The sequence below is a fragment of the Amycolatopsis sp. Poz14 genome (genome assembly GCF_006704225.1).
Classification (GTDB): Bacteria; Actinomycetota; Actinomycetes; order Mycobacteriales; family Pseudonocardiaceae; genus Amycolatopsis; species Amycolatopsis nivea.
Map to the genome: position 1 here is coordinate 9,336,848 of NZ_JACLHD010000001.1, position 14,142 is coordinate 9,350,989.

Below are 14,142 nucleotides of genomic sequence, written 5' to 3' on the forward strand. Positions count from 1 at the left end.
CGGCGCGGGGGTGCTTGTCAAGGCATCTTTCCCGCCTTGACAAGCACCCCCGCGCCGTAGTGACAATCAAACCTCGGGGTGCCCCACGCAACCACCACCCCCGAAGGGGGCGTCAGCCCCCGCCACTAAACGGACCTACCCGTCAGAAGCAGAAGCCCACAGCGTCGCAACTCACCAAATACCGAAGCCGCAACCACTCACCGATCCGACCGCAACGAAGCCGGATCAAAGTCCTCCCACTCATCCTCACCAGACTCAGCAGCAGCGGAAGCAGAAGCAGCGGCAGGAGCAGGAAACCGCCTCTCCCCAACCCTCTCCGCCCTCAACCGCTGAAACTCCTCCACCGTCATCCCAGGATCATCATCCGAAGACCGAGCCGGAGCCGCCCTCCCGGACAACGCCTCGACAAGCAACCCAGCCTCCTCCCCCAACAACAACCCCACGCGGTTGTAGCAATCCTGCTCAGCCTCAGCCATCGCAACCCGCACAACCTCAAGCACCAACGCCGAAATCCGAGAAGGATCCGCCGACGCCAACGAAGGCGCGAGCCACAACCGCTTCAACGCCCCCAACGCATCCACAGTCACCTCAACCGACCCATCCAACGCGTGAGCCGACCCCCGCGCCTCCCCCATCAACGAAGCGACCTGTCCCAAAGCAGCCTCGCGAGAACGAGCCAGCGAAATAAGCTCCCGAGTGTTCACAACACCACCGGCTCTTCGTCATAAAAATCGGGATCATCCTCAGCCAACGCCGCGTACCCCAACGCCGCCACAGCATCCGCCCCCAAAACCGGCGACAGCACCTGATACATCCGATCCCCGGCCCGTCGCTCAGCCCGCCGCGACAACTCCAGGATCTGCGCGGCGACAGCCTCCGACCCACCCCGCAACGCGGCCCGGGAAACCGTCAGCCCAGTCAGCAACCCGCCAGGCGCGACCTCGACGGAAACCCCGCCGGCAGCAGCCTTTCCGACCACCGGCCCAGCCCGCTCGAACCGAGCCGCGGCCGCCTCCCCGGTCCGGGAAGCCTCCTCCATCACCCGCGCCACCGCGCGATCCATGTCGAATTCAGCCACCACTCACCCCGTCGGCCGGTAAAACCCGATGAACTGCTGCCCGGCGTTGGTCGTCCGGATCTTGCTGATCTGCACCGGGTCCCCGGCCTCGACCATCTGCCCGTCGCCGATCACCATCGCGACGTGCCCGGACCACACCACCAAATCCCCGGGCAGCAACTGATCAATAGAAGGCACCTCGGCCCCGACTGTCTGCTGCTTCGCCGTCCGCGGCAACTGCAACCCAGCGTCCTGATAGGACGTCATGGTCAACCCGCTGCAGTCGAGCCCCTGCCCGCGCGCGGTCCCGCCCCACACATACGGCACGCCCAGCTGAGACAACGCCGCCCGCACCGCTTTGGCCGCGGTTTCGTTCGGCGCCATCACGGTTTTCCCGCCCGGCAGGTTGATCCCGACGCCGCTGCCCGGCTGCGGCGGAACGGCCACTGGCAACCGCGGCTTCCCGGCATACCCGCCGCCGCCTCCACCGCCGCCGCTGTCGCCGCCTCCGCCGCCACCGTGGCTGACGTGCGCGCCGTTGTTGTTGAACGCCTGCGGCACTGACGTCGTCGCGCTGCTCGCGGACGTCGACTCCGACCCGCCGAGCCGCTGCCCCAGTCCGGTCAGCTTTCCGAGCGTCTCCTCGGTGAACGTGGCCGCCTGCCCGGTCAGCTGGCCGATCTTCGTCTGCAGCTGCAGGAGAATCTGCCGAGCCGCGGCCGCCCGGCTCTCCGGCGGCTGAATCCCGTTGACCGCCGCCAGCGCCTTCATCGAAGACGCGATCTCCCGCAGGATCTGGTCCCGCACCTGGTCGTTGCGGATCTCGCCGACGTGCAGCGTCTCCGCCGCCTCCGCGACCGCCCGCTCGATTTCCGCGCTCTCGTCGAGAAGGTCCTGGACTTCCTTCTCCAGGTCCTTCGACGTCTGGACCGCGCGCTCCGAGGTCGCCCCGGAACTGGCGTGCGCCAGATTCACCCGCTGCGCGCCGGCGTGCTGATTGGCCTGGCCGACGGACGTCTGCAGCGCGACATGCCCGTCGCGCGCGCCGTGGATCGCCGACGGGTCGTGCTTCAGCTTCGCGGCGAACTGATTCGTGGTGTCCAGCCCGTTGCGGACCAGATGATCGACGGGAGCGTTCACGAAAGCCTGCGCATCGCGTCGCCGTGTTCCTGCTCGACCGCGGCGTAGTTGCCCTGCGTGCGCCGAGCGGCCTCGCCGACGTTGTGCCAGCCGCCGCCGAGCGCGTGCATCCGCTCCTCCAATGCCCGCATCCGCGCGCCGTACGCGCCGGCGAACCCGGACTCGTCCCCGATCGCGGAGAACCCGTCGCCGGACAGCGTCACGTGCGGACCGATGTGCGCTTTCGCCGCGGAACGCACCTCGTCGCCGAGTGGGTCGACCTGCTTCGCGTAGTTCTCGTACGCGCCGTCGTCGACATGAAAACCGGACACAACCCGCCCCTCCCCTGAACCCTGCGGCCCAGGTTAGCGGACGAGTTGTGCCCGGACAGGCGAATTGACCGGATCAGGTCAGCCGTTGAGAATCTTCGTCAGCCAGTCGCCCTGAGCCGGAACGGCCTTGCCGTCGACCGCGACGGTCGGCGTGCCGAAGCCGATCTGGCCGTTGCCGAAGTCCTGCTGCAGTTTCGGGTCGTTCTGGATCTGCTGGAACGCCGCCTGCAGCTGCTGGTCGTAGGCGCCGGAGTTGACCGCCTGCGCGAACTTCGGGTCGCTGATCCCGAGGTCCTGGCCGAGCTTGATCAGCTGGGCCTTGTCGTACCCGCGCCCGCCTTCCTGCGGCTGGTTCTTGAACAGCGCGTCGTGGAAGGCGGTGAACTTCTGCTGGTCGGCGGCGGCGAGCGCGGCGTTCGCCGAGTCGAGCGAGTAGCCCGGCGGGTCCGAGTTCTTGTTGAGCAGGATCACCATGTGGTAGCGCACGGTGAGCTGGCCGTCGTTGATCGCCTTCTCCATCCGCGGCCCGAAGTCCTGCTGCAGCTTCGCGCAGTACGGGCACAGGAAGTCGGCGTAGAGGTCCATGGTCTTCGGCGCGCCCGGCTTGCCGACGGTCACGACGGCCCCGTCGCGCTTCTCGACCACGCCCGGTCCGAGCGCCGAGGTCGTGCCCGGCTGGATCGCGCTGTCCTGCGTCGCGTTCTTGCTCGAGTTGATCCAGAGCACGCCGCCGATCACGAGCGCGGCGACCACCACGACGGCGACTGCGATCGCGATGATCTTGTTCCGGTCGCTCTTCGAGCCCCGCGCCTGGGCGACCGACCTCGCGGCCGCCGCCTGCTGACGGCTTTTCCGCGCGTTGCGCGCAGCTCCACCCACTGTTCCTAATTCCCTTCCGCGATGCCCTTGGGGTAGTCGTCCGAGGCCTCGCCCGAGTTCCCGGCGTTCCTGCCTTTGCCCCAGCCGAGCCAGCCGTCGACCGAAAGCCACGTGCGCGGCCGGACGAGCAGCCACACCGCGAGCAGGGCGAAACCGGTGTCGCGCAGGATCTCCTGCGGGTATTCGGTCTGCCCGGCGTCCACGCGCCCGCCGCCGCCGAAGCAGCCGCAGTCGATGCTCAGCCCGCGCGCCCACGACTGCGCGATGCCCGCGACGAGCACGGCCAGCAGCAGCAGCGACGCTCCCGCGACCCAGCGCGTGGCCAGCCCGGCGAGCAGCAGCAGCCCGAGCACCAGTTCCAGCAGCGGCAGCCCGGTGGCGACCGGGCGCACCAGCGCGTGCGGGAGCACGTCGTAGGCCTGCACGGCGATGTACGTCTGCCCCGGATCGGCGATCTTCAAGCCGCCGGACACGAGCCACACGGCAGCCAGCCCGAGCCGGGCGAGGGTGCCGATGGTGTCGAGTACAGGTTGGGGCAGTCGGCGCACGCGCTTAGGCTAGCCGTCTGACCTGAGAACCATGTGAGCAGCCAACCGGCGAAGCGGAGGCACCGATGCGGTTACGCGCAGCGTTCGCCGCCGTGTTTCTGCTGGTCAGCTGCGTCTCGTGCGGGTCGTCGGAGGTATCGAAGGACGATCCGCTTCCCACCCGGGCGCGTGACGGCAACCACCTGACCATCGGAATCCGGTTCGACGCGCCCGGGCTTTCGCAGCGGACCGTCGACGGCAGGCTCGCCGGTTTCGACGTCGATGTCGCTACTTTCGTCGCACGCGAACTGGGGGTCGAACCGGACCACATCACCTGGCACGAGACCACCCCGGCGCGCCGCGAAACGGACCTCACCTCGGGCGCGGTCGACCTGGTCGTGGCCACCTATTCGATCACCGACAAGCGGAAACAGCAGGTGGGCTTCGCCGGCCCGTACTTCGTCACCGGCCAGGACCTGCTGGTGCGGCTCACCTCGCCGGACATCACCGGCCCGGAAAGCCTCAACGGCAAGCGGCTCTGCTCGGTCACCGGCTCGACTCCCGCGCAGACGGTGAAGGACAAGTTCGCGCAGATGGTGAAGCTGGTCGAGTACCCGCGCTATCCGGACTGCGTGACCGCGCTGCTGGCGAACCAGGTCGACGCGGTCACCACGGACGCGGTGATCCTCGCCGGGTACGCCGCGCAGAACCCGGAGCTGCTGAAGGTGGTCGGCCGTCCATTCTCCACTGAGCGGTACGGCATCGGCCTGCGCAAGGGCGACACCGAGGGCCAGCACGCGGTCGACGATGCCATCCGGAAGATGGTGTCGACCGGGGCCTGGCGGAAGTCGCTGGAGACGAACATCGGGCCGTCGAACTACCCGTTGCCGAATCCACCGGAGATCACCGAGCAGTGACCGACCTAGCCTCGCTGCCGGACCTGCCCGTCCGCGCGGTGCTGCCGTCTGTGCTGAGTGCGCTCGACGACCACGGCGCCGCGGTGCTCGTCGCCCCGCCCGGCACCGGCAAGACCACTCTCGTGCCGCTCGCGCTGAACCGGGGCGAAGGACGCGTCGTGGTCGCCGAACCGCGTCGGCTGGCTGCCCGGGCCGCGGCCGGGCGGATGGCCGCGCTGCTGGGCGAACCGGTCGGCGAGACGGTCGGGTACGCCGTGCGCGGCGACCGGAAGGTGTCGTCGCGCACGCGGATCGAGGTGGTCACGTCGGGGCTGCTGGTGCGGCGGGTGCAGCACGATCCCGAGCTGGCCGGGGTGTCGACGGTCCTGCTGGACGAATGCCACGAACGCCATCTCGACGCTGACCTGCTGCTCGCCCTGCTCCTCGACGTCCGCGCCGGATTGCGCGACGACCTGCGGCTGCTCGCGACCTCGGCGACGGTCGCGTCCGGACGGCTGGCCGAACTGCTCGGCGACGCCCCGGTGATCACCGCGCACGCGCGCACGTATCCGGTCGAGCTGAGCTACCGCGCTCCGGCGCGCGGGGAAAGCCCGGAAGCCGCAGTCGCTTCGGCGGTCCGGAAAGCCCTCTCCGAAGGAGACGGCGACGTGCTCGCGTTCCTCCCGGGTGCCGGCGAAATCGCGCGTACGTCAGCGTTGCTGAGTTCGCTGGACGCGGACGTGCTGCCGCTGCACGGGCGGCTTTCCGCTGCCCGGCAAGACGAAGCATTGCGGCCACGAGACCGCCGCCGGGTAGTTCTCGCGACCGCCGTCGCCGAGTCGAGTCTGACCGTTCCCGGCGTTCGCGCGGTCGTGGACTCGGGTCTCGCACGCGTTCCGCGGGTGGACCATCGACGTGGTCTCGCCGGGCTCGCCACGGTGCGGGTTTCGGCAGCGGTGGCGGAACAACGCGCTGGTCGTGCGGGTCGCGAAGCGCCTGGCCGCGCTTACCGCTGCTGGCCGGAGCACGAGCAAGCGACGCTGCCCGCGTATCCGGAGCCGGAGATCCGTACCGCCGAGCTGGCACGGTTCGCGTTGGAACTCGCCTGCTGGTCCACTCCGGACGGAACCGGCCTCGCTTGGTGGGATCCGCCGGGTGAAGGTGCGCTCGCCGCCGCGCGAAGCCTGCTCGTCACGCTCGGCGCGACCACCTCGGAAGGCGCTGTCACGCCGCGCGGGCAGAAGATGGCCGACCTCGGTCTGCATCCCCGGCTGGCGCGCGCGTTGCTGGACGGCGCCGAGGCAGTCGGAGCCAGGGCCGCCGCGGAAGTGGTCGCGCTGCTCGATACCGGAGCGACGCTGACCGATGTCGAGGCCGAACTGCGCCGCCTCCGTTCCGCACACGACGACGCGGCCCGCCGATGGCAGCGGGACGCGAAACGGTTGGCCGCACTGGTCAATTCCCCGGCCAAAGCAGACCCGGACGCCGCGTTGGTCGTCGCCCTCGCCCATCCGGAACGCTTGGCGCGGCGGCGCGCGGGATCGGCCCCGGTGTATCTGATGGCCAGCGGCACCGCGGCGGAACTGCCCAGCGGCAGCGGTTTGGGCGACGCCGAATGGCTGGCCGTCGCCGAAGCCACCCGCGACCCAGGCCGCGTGCACGGCACCATCCGCCTCGCCGCGACCGCCGACGAAGCATTGGCGACCCGAGCCGCGCCGACCCTGGTGTCCGAAGTGGACGAAGTGCATTGGGACGGCGATGTCGTCGCCCGGCACGTCCATCGCCTGGGTGCGATCGTTCTGTCGGAAAAGCCGCTACGCAACCCAGATCCGCAGCTAGTCCACGACGCAATCGTCACCGGGCTCCGCGCCGAAGGCCTCGGTTTGCTCCGCTGGAGCCAGGACGGCACCCGCCTCCGCGACCGCCTTGCCTTCCTGCACCGGGTACTCGGCGATCCGTGGCCTTCGGTGGACGACGAGGCGCTGCTGTCCGAAGTAGACACTTGGCTGGACCTGTCGAGAGTCCGCCGCCGAGCCGATCTGGCGAACGTCGACGCCGGAACTGCCTTGCGCGGCCTGCTCCCCTGGCCCGAAGCCGCGCGGCTCGACGAACTCGCGCCGGACCGGCTCGAAGTCCCGTCCGGTTCGCACTACCGGGTGGACTACCACGGCGACCAGCCGGTGCTCGCGGTGAAGCTGCAGGAGACGTTCGGCTGGACCGAGACGCCGTCGCTCGCCGACGGCCGCGTCCCGGTGGTGCTGCACCTGCTTTCGCCCGCCGGCCGCCCGGCCGCGGTCACCGCCGATCTCGAATCCTTCTGGCGCACCGGATACGCCGCCGTCCGCGCGGACCTTCGCGGCCGCTATCCGAAACACCCGTGGCCGGAGGACCCCGCGACCGCCACCCCGACCCGGCACACCACCCGCAGGTCGCGCTGACCCCCTGCCGAAAGTCGGGGTCGGTCCGGGACGGTCGGCTGATGTCCGCGCACCCCGCGCGGGCGCAGACTTCGCCCTATGATCACGTTTCGCGGATTGACGAAGCGCTACGGCCAGAAGACAGTGGTCAACGGCCTCACCTCGGTCATCGAGCCGGGCACGGTGACCGGGTTCCTCGGCCCGAACGGCGCGGGCAAGTCCACCACCATGCGGATGACCGTCGGGCTCGACCGGCCGGACTCCGGCGACGCGCTGATCCGCGGCAAACCGTACGCAGAACTACGGTTTCCACTGCGGGAAGTCGGCGCACTGCTGGATGCGAAAGCCATGCATCCCGGCCGCAGTGCGGGCAAACACCTGCTCGCGATGGCGCACAGCAACGGAATCGCCGCGAGCCGCGTCGAGGAAGTGCTCGCGACGGTCGGGCTGAGCGACGTCGCGGGCAAGCGCGCCGGGACGTTCTCGCTCGGCATGAGCCAGCGGCTCGGCATCGCCGGCGCGCTCCTCGGCGACCCCGGCGTGCTGATGTTCGACGAGCCGGTCAACGGACTCGACCCGGACGGCGTCCGCTGGGTGCGGCAGCTGATGCGTTCGCTCGCCGCCGAAGGACGCACTGTGTTCGTGTCCAGCCATCTGATGAGCGAAATGCAGCTGACCGCGGACCGGCTGCTGGTCATCGGCAAGGGCTCGATCCTCGCCGACGCGGCGATCGGCGACTTCATCGCGGGCAACTCGAGCCGGTCGGTCGCGGTCCTCGCGCCGGATCCGGTGGAGCGCGCGAAACTCGCGGACTGGCTTCGGGGGAACGGCCGGTCGGTGCTGCCCGGGGAGGGCAGCGAACTGCTCGTCGACGAGGCGTCCGCGGCCGAGATCGGGGACCTGGCTTACGAACTGGGCGTCCGGTTGCACGGACTTGCCGAGCGGACCGCTTCGCTCGAGCAGGCGTACATGGAACTGACCGCCGGATCGGTGGAATACGGGGTTACGGCATGACGAAGCTGGCGATTTCGGCGGAGTGGACCAAGTTCTGGTCAGTGCGGGCGACGTGGTGGTCGCTGATCGGCGGAGTGCTGCTGATGGCGTTCTACTCCGTCGTCACCGGGATCTCGCAGCACGCGGGCGGCGAACGGCAGCAGACCGCGCACGGCATCGTCAACAGCGGTGCGATCTATCTGGTCGAGTTCTGCGTGCTCGCGGTCGCGACGCTGTTCGTGACCAGCGAGTACACCAGCGGGTCGATTCGCTCGACGCTGCAATGGGTTCCGGTGCGGGCGAGGGTCACCGCCGCCAAGGCCGCGGTGCTGGTGCCGGTGCTGTTCGTCTACGGCGTGGTCGTCGCCGTGCTGGGCATGGGGGTCGCCTCGGTGCTGATGCGTGGGGCTGGGGGTTCCACGTCGCTGTCGCAAGGGGCGGTCACCGCGCTGGGCATGGGTGCGTATTTCGCGCTGCTCGGCGTGCTGTGCCTGGGGATTTCGTTCGTGCTGCGCAGTGCGGCGGGCACGTTGGTGGTGGTGATCGTGCTGCTGCTGCCGATGCCGATGCTGATGTCGTCGTACGTGTTCCCTCCGGCGATGAACTACTTCCCGGCCTTCGCGGGCATGAACGCGATGGTGCCGCCTGGCGACCCGAACCCGTTGCTGGGCAGCCTGCCGCCGTACGGGCCTTGGGTCGGCGTGCTGGTCTGCCTCGCCTGGGCGGCCGCCGGGATCGCCGCGGGAACCGCGCTGCTGAACCGCCGCGACGCCTGATCAGGCGTGCGGCAGCCCCAATCCGGCGAGCACGGCACGGGCTCCGGCAACCAGTTCGGCCTCGGTCGGCGGGTTGACGGAGCCGGTGCCTGCCAGCGCGTCGAAGATCGATCCGTCGAGCCACCCGATGAGCACGCGAGTGTGGTCCTCGGGAGTCGGAGAACCGGCCGCGGCAAGCACTTCCGCGCACCGGCGGCGCAATTCCAGCCCGCCGGCGTCGTACCGAGCGCGCAACTCCGGCCGTCGGGTCGATTCGAGCGCGAATTCGTAGCGCGCGAGCATTCTGGTGCGCCCGGCGGTGATCGAGCGGTGGACCGTCGCGCCCAGGAACTCCGCGAGTTTCCCTTCCGGCGGGACGATTTCGGCCTGGTCCAGCGCGACCATCCGGTCCGCGGCCAGCGCCAGCAACGCGACGCGGGTGCGTGCGTAGTACGACGTCGAACCCGCGGGCAGCCCGGCCGCCCGATCGACGGCGCGGTGCGTCAGCCCGCGCATGCCCTCGGCCGCGATGACCTCGATGGCTGCGTCGCCGATCACAGCTGTCCGTTCCACCCTCGGCACACTACAGGTGTAGAGTCCTCTACAGACGTAGAGGAGGTCGGCATGGCTTCGCACCGCGCGGTCGTGGTCGGGGGCGGCATCGGCGGACTGGCCGCGGCGATCGGTTTGCGCCGGGTCGGCTGGGAGGTCACGGTGCTCGAACGGGCACCGGAGCTGACCGCCATCGGCGCGGGAATCTCGTTGTGGCCCAACGCGCAGCGGGCGCTGGCCGAACTCGGTGTCGAGCCGCGGATCTCCGCGCAGCGCGGTGGTGGCTTGGTCGACTGGCGCGGACGTCGGCTGGCGAGTTGGGACGCGGACCTCTTCGTCCGCAGTCACGGGCTGCCGCTGGGCGCGATCCACCGGGCGAATCTGATCGAAACGCTGCGGTCGGCACTGCCGGGCGAATACCTTAAGACCGGGGTCGAGGTGACGAGCGTCGAGCAGAACGGCGTGGTGCACCACGATTCCGGCTCGGTCGAGGCGGACCTGGTCGTGGCGGCCGACGGAATCAACAGCCCGATCCGGCAGGCGCTCTTCCCGGCCGCACGCGTGGAGTACAGCGGTGGCGCGGCGTTCCGCGGGATCGCCAAGCTGCCGCTGAAACCCACGTTGAGCACGACGTGGGCGGCGGGAATCGAAATCGGCGTCCTGCCGTTGCTGGACGACGAGGTCTACTGGTGGGTTTCCGAAGCTCGTCCGGCCGGGATCCGGCACGACGACATCCGCGCGTACCTGAGCGCGAAGTACGCCCGCTGGCACGACCCGATTCCACAGCTCATCGACGCCACGCCGGAAATCTTGCTGCACGACACGCATCACCTCGCCACGCCGCTGCCCAGCTACACCCGGGGCCGTATCGCGCTGCTCGGGGACGCCGCGCACGCCATGCCGCCGTTCCTCGGGCAAGGCGGCTGCCAGGCGTTGGAGGACGCGGTGGTGCTGGCCTCGCACGTCCAGAAGTCCACAGTGGACGAAGCGCTCCGATGTTATGACGCGGAACGCCGACCGCGCACGCAGAAGGTCGCGAAGGCGTCGATCCAGGCCGGTGCCAGCGGTCCGCTTCTCCGCAACCCGGCGGCGGTCGCACTGCGAGCGGCTTTCACCCGGCTGCTGCCCGCAGCGGTCACCACTCGCGTCGGAGCCGGCATCAGTCGCTGGCAACCGCCGAGGCTCACACCAGTCCAGCCTCGAACGCCGTGATCGCGGCCTGCACCCGGTTCCGTACGTCCAACCGGGTCAGGATCGTGCTCACGTGCGCCTTCACCGTGCCTTCCACCACGAACATCCGCGCCGCGATGTCCGCATTGGACAGTCCTTCGGCGAGCAGCACCAGCACCTCCCGCTCGCGGTTCGTCAAGACGCTCACCCGCTCGCGCGCGGTCGCGGCCCGGCTGAACCGGCTGCCGGACAAGCGCGTGATCACGCGGTGCGCGACCTTCGGCGAAAGGAACGCCGCGCCGTCTGCCACCGCGTGCACCCCGGCGAGCAGTTCGCGCGGATCGCCCGCCTTGAGCAGGAATCCGCTCGCGCCGAGGCCGAGCGCGCGTTCGATGTACTCGTCCTCCCCGAACGTCGTCAGCATGAGAACGCCGGTGTCCGGCAGCAGTTTGCGGATTTCCTCCGCCGCGGCCAGCCCGTCGAGCCCGGGCATGCGAATGTCGAGCAGCGCGACGTCCGGCCGGTTCGCACGCGCCAGTTCGACCGCCGCGCGTCCGTCCGCGGCCTCGGCCACCACCTCGATTTCCTTGTCCGAGGCCAGAATCGCGGCCACGCCGGCGCGGATCATCGCTTCGTCGTCGGCCAGCAGTACGCGAATCACGGTTCGTCCTCACTGTAAAGATCCTTGCTCGCCACTCGATCGTCCACAAAGCACAGTCGATAGACGGCATAGTTGAAGTTGAGCCAGCTCCGGCCGGCTCCGTAGTACTCGCAGGTGCTCCGGTAAGGCTGCGGCGGCACATTGATCGACGGCAGCGTCGTGCGCTGGCGGGCGGGCAGCAGCGGTTCGACGGCCGAGTGCGGCATGCCGATCTGGATCCGCGCGTACGAGTCCGGCGGCAGCTCCGACGACGACCACTGCACCAGGAAGGTCACGCCCGCCCCGCCGATGACCACTCCGAACAGCGCCAGCGGCACCACGATCGCCTGCACCAGGCTCGACCGCACGGCGCGACGGGCACGCTCCAGCTCGCGCGCGGCCTGTCCGATCCCGTCGTCCTGCTCCGGCGCGGGCGCCGAATCGTGCGGCAGACGGGCCGCCACCTCGAACCCGCCGTCCGCCGGGCCCGCGGTCAGGCTCCCGCCGACCAGCCGCACCCGCTCCTGCAGGCCGATCAACCCCCGCTGCCCGGACCGGCCGGGCAACGGTCCGGCGGGCGGCGGCGCGTTCCGGACCCGGACGTCGGTCGACTCATTGTTGCTGGTCACGACCACCGTGACGGCCGCGCCGGGCGCGTACTTCGCCGCGTTCGTGAGCCCTTCCTGCACCACGCGGTAGACCGCCCGCGCGACCATCGGCGGTGCGCCGTCCAGCTTGTCGATCCGCGCGCCGATCTCGATCCCAGACGCCCGCGCGCGGTCGATCAGCTCCCCCAGATCGCCCTGCACCGGCTCGATCGGCGCGGCGTCCTCGCGCAGCACGCCGATGATCTCGCGCAGCCGTTCCGTCGCCGTCGCCGCGCCCGCCCGAAGCTGTCCGGCGGCCTCGCGTTGCGCTTCGCCAAGCTCGCTGTCGACCTCCAGAGCCGCCGCGCGCACCGCGATCAGGCTCAGCTCGTGGCCGAGCGAATCGTGCATGTCGCTGGCGATCCGGGCCCGCTCCCGCAGCCGCGCCTCCTGCGCGACCAGCCGGTGCCTGCTCTCCATCTCCTCCGCGCGCCGCCACCCGTCCTGCGCGAGCTCGCGCCGCAGCCGCACGTGCCGGCCGAGCAGACACGGCGCGACCCCGGCGAACGCGAGCGTGCCGAGCACCGCGCCCCACGCGTCGAAGCCCGCCGTCGGCAGGAAAGCCAGCGGGATCCCGGCCACCGCGATGGCGAAGAAGCAGATCATCGCCACGCGTGCCCTGGCCAGTCGCAGCCCGGCCAGGTACGAGATCACGACGATCAGGAAGAACTCCCACACCGCCACCCGGCCGCCCCAGCCGAACGCGATGACGAGCGCCGTCGCCATCGCCACCGCCAGCGCGAACGCCGGGTAGACGCGGGCGGTGGCCATCGCCAGGGTGACCGACACCAGGCCGTAGACGAGTTCCCAGACGTTCGGGTCGAGCGGGCCGTCGAGCACGACGAACCCGCACAACGCGGCCCAGAGCAGCACGTCGAACGTCACGCGCCAGCGGACTCGCGTCGCCTCCTTCATTCCGCTGACGCTACAAGGGCCGCCCGATTCGTCACCACTGCCGAAAGTCAAGGTCGAGATCGTGAGGCATGATGGGTCACCATGGCTGAACGCACCCTGGCCGAGCAGCTCGGCGCTCCCTTGCCGGACGGCATCGAATCCCTGCCTGAGCAGCACAAACAGGATCTGTCGGCGGCCTTGCGGGACGCCCGGCACCGGCAGGCGCAGGCGCTCGCCCGCGCGGGTGAGGAAAGCCTGAAGTACGTGCCCGCGCTGCTGCGCGGCGCGGTGCGGAAAGCGGTCGGCCTGTGAACCCGGAAATCCTCAAACTCGCCCGGGTCCTCGACGTCGACCCCGCCCGGCTCGACTACCTCGCCGACGTCGACCAGGGCGAGGTCCGGCTGCTGCGCGAGCAGATGACGACCACGCTGTTCGACGCGAACCTCGTCGTGCTGGAGCGGATGGCGCTGGCGAGCAAACTGCTGCCGGCCGGGGTGACCGCGAAGATCGCGGAGAAGGTGTTCGGCCCGCTGCTGTGCGCGCGGATCGCCGGACTGGTCGACGTGTCACGCGGCGTCGACGTCGCGAAACGGCTGTCGCCGAAGTTCCTCGCCTCGGTCGCGGCGGAACTGGACCCGCGGCGGGCCACTTCGATCATCACCCGGATCCCGGTAACAACCGTCGTGGCGGTCGCCGAGGAACTGACCCGCCGCGAAGACTGGATCACGCTGGGCCGCTTCGTCGGCCACCTGCCGGACGACACGGTCCGCCGCTGCGTAGGCCTGCTGGACGATGCCGGTCTCCTGCACACCGCGTACGTGCTGGACGACCGGAGCCGGATCGACCACGTACTCAGCCTGGTCGGCGAGGACCGCCTGCCCGCACTGGTCCGCACCGCCGCGGCAAACGAGTCGCTGTGGGCCCCGGCGCTGGACGTCCTGGCCCACCTGAACGAAGCCCGCCGAGCGACGGTCCGACCGCTGCTCGACGAACTTCCGGAAGAACTGCGAACCCGCGCCGAGGCGGCACTCGCCTAAGCCACGATCAGATAGATCCCGTACCCGACCACCGCGGCACAAACCGCGAAACACACCACCACACCGGTCAGCTGAACCGTGCCACTGCCGCCGTGCGCCCGCGCCGTCACCCGCTCCGAGAGGCCGCGCACGCCGTACGCGAACAGCCCGGTCAGCACAACCGCCGCGGCCAGCGCCACCACGAAAACGATGCCCAGGGCACCCCAGTTGATCGCCATGTCGTGCTC

Annotated in this window: 17 protein-coding genes; 7 read left to right on the top strand and 10 right to left on the bottom strand. The window is 70.0% G+C overall.

The genetic code is table 11. The features are described 5' to 3' along the window. Positions 1-197: 197 nt before the first annotated feature. From FKO37_RS43335 to FKO37_RS43360, 6 genes are all read right to left on the bottom strand, one after another. Positions 198-704: a YbaB/EbfC family nucleoid-associated protein gene (locus tag FKO37_RS43335; RefSeq protein ID WP_238608141.1), complete on the bottom strand. Its 507-nt coding sequence runs from the start codon at positions 702-704 to the stop codon at positions 198-200. Then, a complete protein-coding gene (locus FKO37_RS43340) occupies positions 701-1,081 on the bottom strand; it encodes a hypothetical protein (RefSeq protein WP_107051186.1) in 381 nt (126 codons plus the stop codon). The genes FKO37_RS43335 and FKO37_RS43340 overlap by 4 nt, the downstream gene beginning before the upstream one ends. Next, on the bottom strand, positions 1,082-2,197 hold the full coding sequence (locus tag FKO37_RS43345; RefSeq protein WP_043832359.1) for a C40 family peptidase: 1,116 nt from the start codon (positions 2,195-2,197) through the stop codon (positions 1,082-1,084). Beyond that, positions 2,194-2,508 carry a hypothetical protein gene (locus tag FKO37_RS43350; protein ID WP_238608142.1) on the bottom strand — a complete coding sequence of 105 codons (315 nt, stop codon included), beginning with the start codon at positions 2,506-2,508 and terminating at the stop codon, positions 2,194-2,196. Before FKO37_RS43350 ends, FKO37_RS43345 begins: the two co-directional genes overlap by 4 nt. A 78-nt stretch (positions 2,509-2,586) precedes the next feature. Continuing rightward, positions 2,587-3,387 (bottom strand): thioredoxin domain-containing protein, encoded by an 801-nt coding sequence (locus FKO37_RS43355; RefSeq protein WP_037818321.1) that lies wholly within the window; start codon positions 3,385-3,387, stop codon positions 2,587-2,589. 5 nt (positions 3,388-3,392) lie between these two features. After that, a complete protein-coding gene (locus FKO37_RS43360; protein ID WP_037818418.1) occupies positions 3,393-3,902 on the bottom strand; it encodes a MauE/DoxX family redox-associated membrane protein in 510 nt (169 codons plus the stop codon). A gap of 98 nt (positions 3,903-4,000) precedes the next feature. Here FKO37_RS43360 and FKO37_RS43365 point away from each other — a divergent pair, with 98 nt between their 5' ends. The 4 genes from FKO37_RS43365 to FKO37_RS43380 all read left to right on the top strand — a co-directional run bounded on the left by FKO37_RS43365 (position 4,001) and on the right by FKO37_RS43380 (position 8,996). Then, positions 4,001-4,831 (top strand): glutamate ABC transporter substrate-binding protein, encoded by an 831-nt coding sequence (locus FKO37_RS43365; RefSeq protein ID WP_134732798.1) that lies wholly within the window; start codon positions 4,001-4,003, stop codon positions 4,829-4,831. Then, entirely contained in the window at positions 4,828-7,248 is a 2,421-nt protein-coding gene (hrpB, locus tag FKO37_RS43370; RefSeq protein WP_238608143.1) for an ATP-dependent helicase HrpB, read from the top strand. The genes FKO37_RS43365 and hrpB overlap by 4 nt, the downstream gene beginning before the upstream one ends. A 78-nt stretch (positions 7,249-7,326) precedes the next feature. Continuing rightward, positions 7,327-8,241: an ATP-binding cassette domain-containing protein gene (locus FKO37_RS43375; RefSeq protein WP_238608144.1), complete on the top strand. Its 915-nt coding sequence runs from the start codon at positions 7,327-7,329 to the stop codon at positions 8,239-8,241. After that, complete coding sequence (locus FKO37_RS43380; protein WP_238608145.1) at positions 8,238-8,996, top strand: ABC transporter permease; 759 nt, start codon at positions 8,238-8,240, stop codon at positions 8,994-8,996. Before FKO37_RS43375 ends, FKO37_RS43380 begins: the two co-directional genes overlap by 4 nt. Here FKO37_RS43380 and FKO37_RS43385 read toward each other — a convergent pair whose 3' ends face one another. Then, complete coding sequence (locus FKO37_RS43385; RefSeq protein WP_240016119.1) at positions 8,997-9,491, bottom strand: TetR/AcrR family transcriptional regulator; 495 nt, start codon at positions 9,489-9,491, stop codon at positions 8,997-8,999. A gap of 108 nt (positions 9,492-9,599) precedes the next feature. On the opposite strand from FKO37_RS43385, the gene FKO37_RS43390 reads away from it, so the two are divergent. Beyond that, positions 9,600-10,739, top strand: a complete 1,140-nt coding sequence (locus FKO37_RS43390) for an FAD-dependent monooxygenase (RefSeq protein ID WP_238608147.1) — start codon at positions 9,600-9,602, stop codon at positions 10,737-10,739. On the opposite strand, the gene FKO37_RS43395 is transcribed toward FKO37_RS43390, so the two are convergent. Beyond that, on the bottom strand, positions 10,711-11,358 hold the full coding sequence (locus FKO37_RS43395) for a response regulator transcription factor (protein ID WP_037818314.1): 648 nt from the start codon (positions 11,356-11,358) through the stop codon (positions 10,711-10,713). The two genes, FKO37_RS43390 and FKO37_RS43395, sit on opposite strands and share 29 nt — an antisense overlap. Continuing rightward, positions 11,355-12,899, bottom strand: a complete 1,545-nt coding sequence (locus tag FKO37_RS43400) for a sensor histidine kinase (protein WP_238608148.1) — start codon at positions 12,897-12,899, stop codon at positions 11,355-11,357. Before FKO37_RS43400 ends, FKO37_RS43395 begins: the two co-directional genes overlap by 4 nt. A gap of 81 nt (positions 12,900-12,980) precedes the next feature. Here FKO37_RS43400 and FKO37_RS43405 point away from each other — a divergent pair, with 81 nt between their 5' ends. Both FKO37_RS43405 and FKO37_RS43410 read left to right on the top strand, forming a co-directional pair. Then, the gene (locus FKO37_RS43405; protein WP_037818312.1) at positions 12,981-13,190 is read left to right on the top strand and encodes a hypothetical protein; all 210 of its coding nucleotides are present in this window, start codon (positions 12,981-12,983) and stop codon (positions 13,188-13,190) included. Next, positions 13,187-13,915: a hypothetical protein gene (locus FKO37_RS43410; protein ID WP_037818311.1), complete on the top strand. Its 729-nt coding sequence runs from the start codon at positions 13,187-13,189 to the stop codon at positions 13,913-13,915. The genes FKO37_RS43405 and FKO37_RS43410 overlap by 4 nt, the downstream gene beginning before the upstream one ends. Here FKO37_RS43410 and FKO37_RS43415 read toward each other — a convergent pair. Then, positions 13,912-14,133 (bottom strand): hypothetical protein, encoded by a 222-nt coding sequence (locus FKO37_RS43415; protein WP_037818310.1) that lies wholly within the window; start codon positions 14,131-14,133, stop codon positions 13,912-13,914. The genes FKO37_RS43410 and FKO37_RS43415 overlap by 4 nt on opposite strands. Between the last annotated feature and the right edge of the window lie 9 nt (positions 14,134-14,142).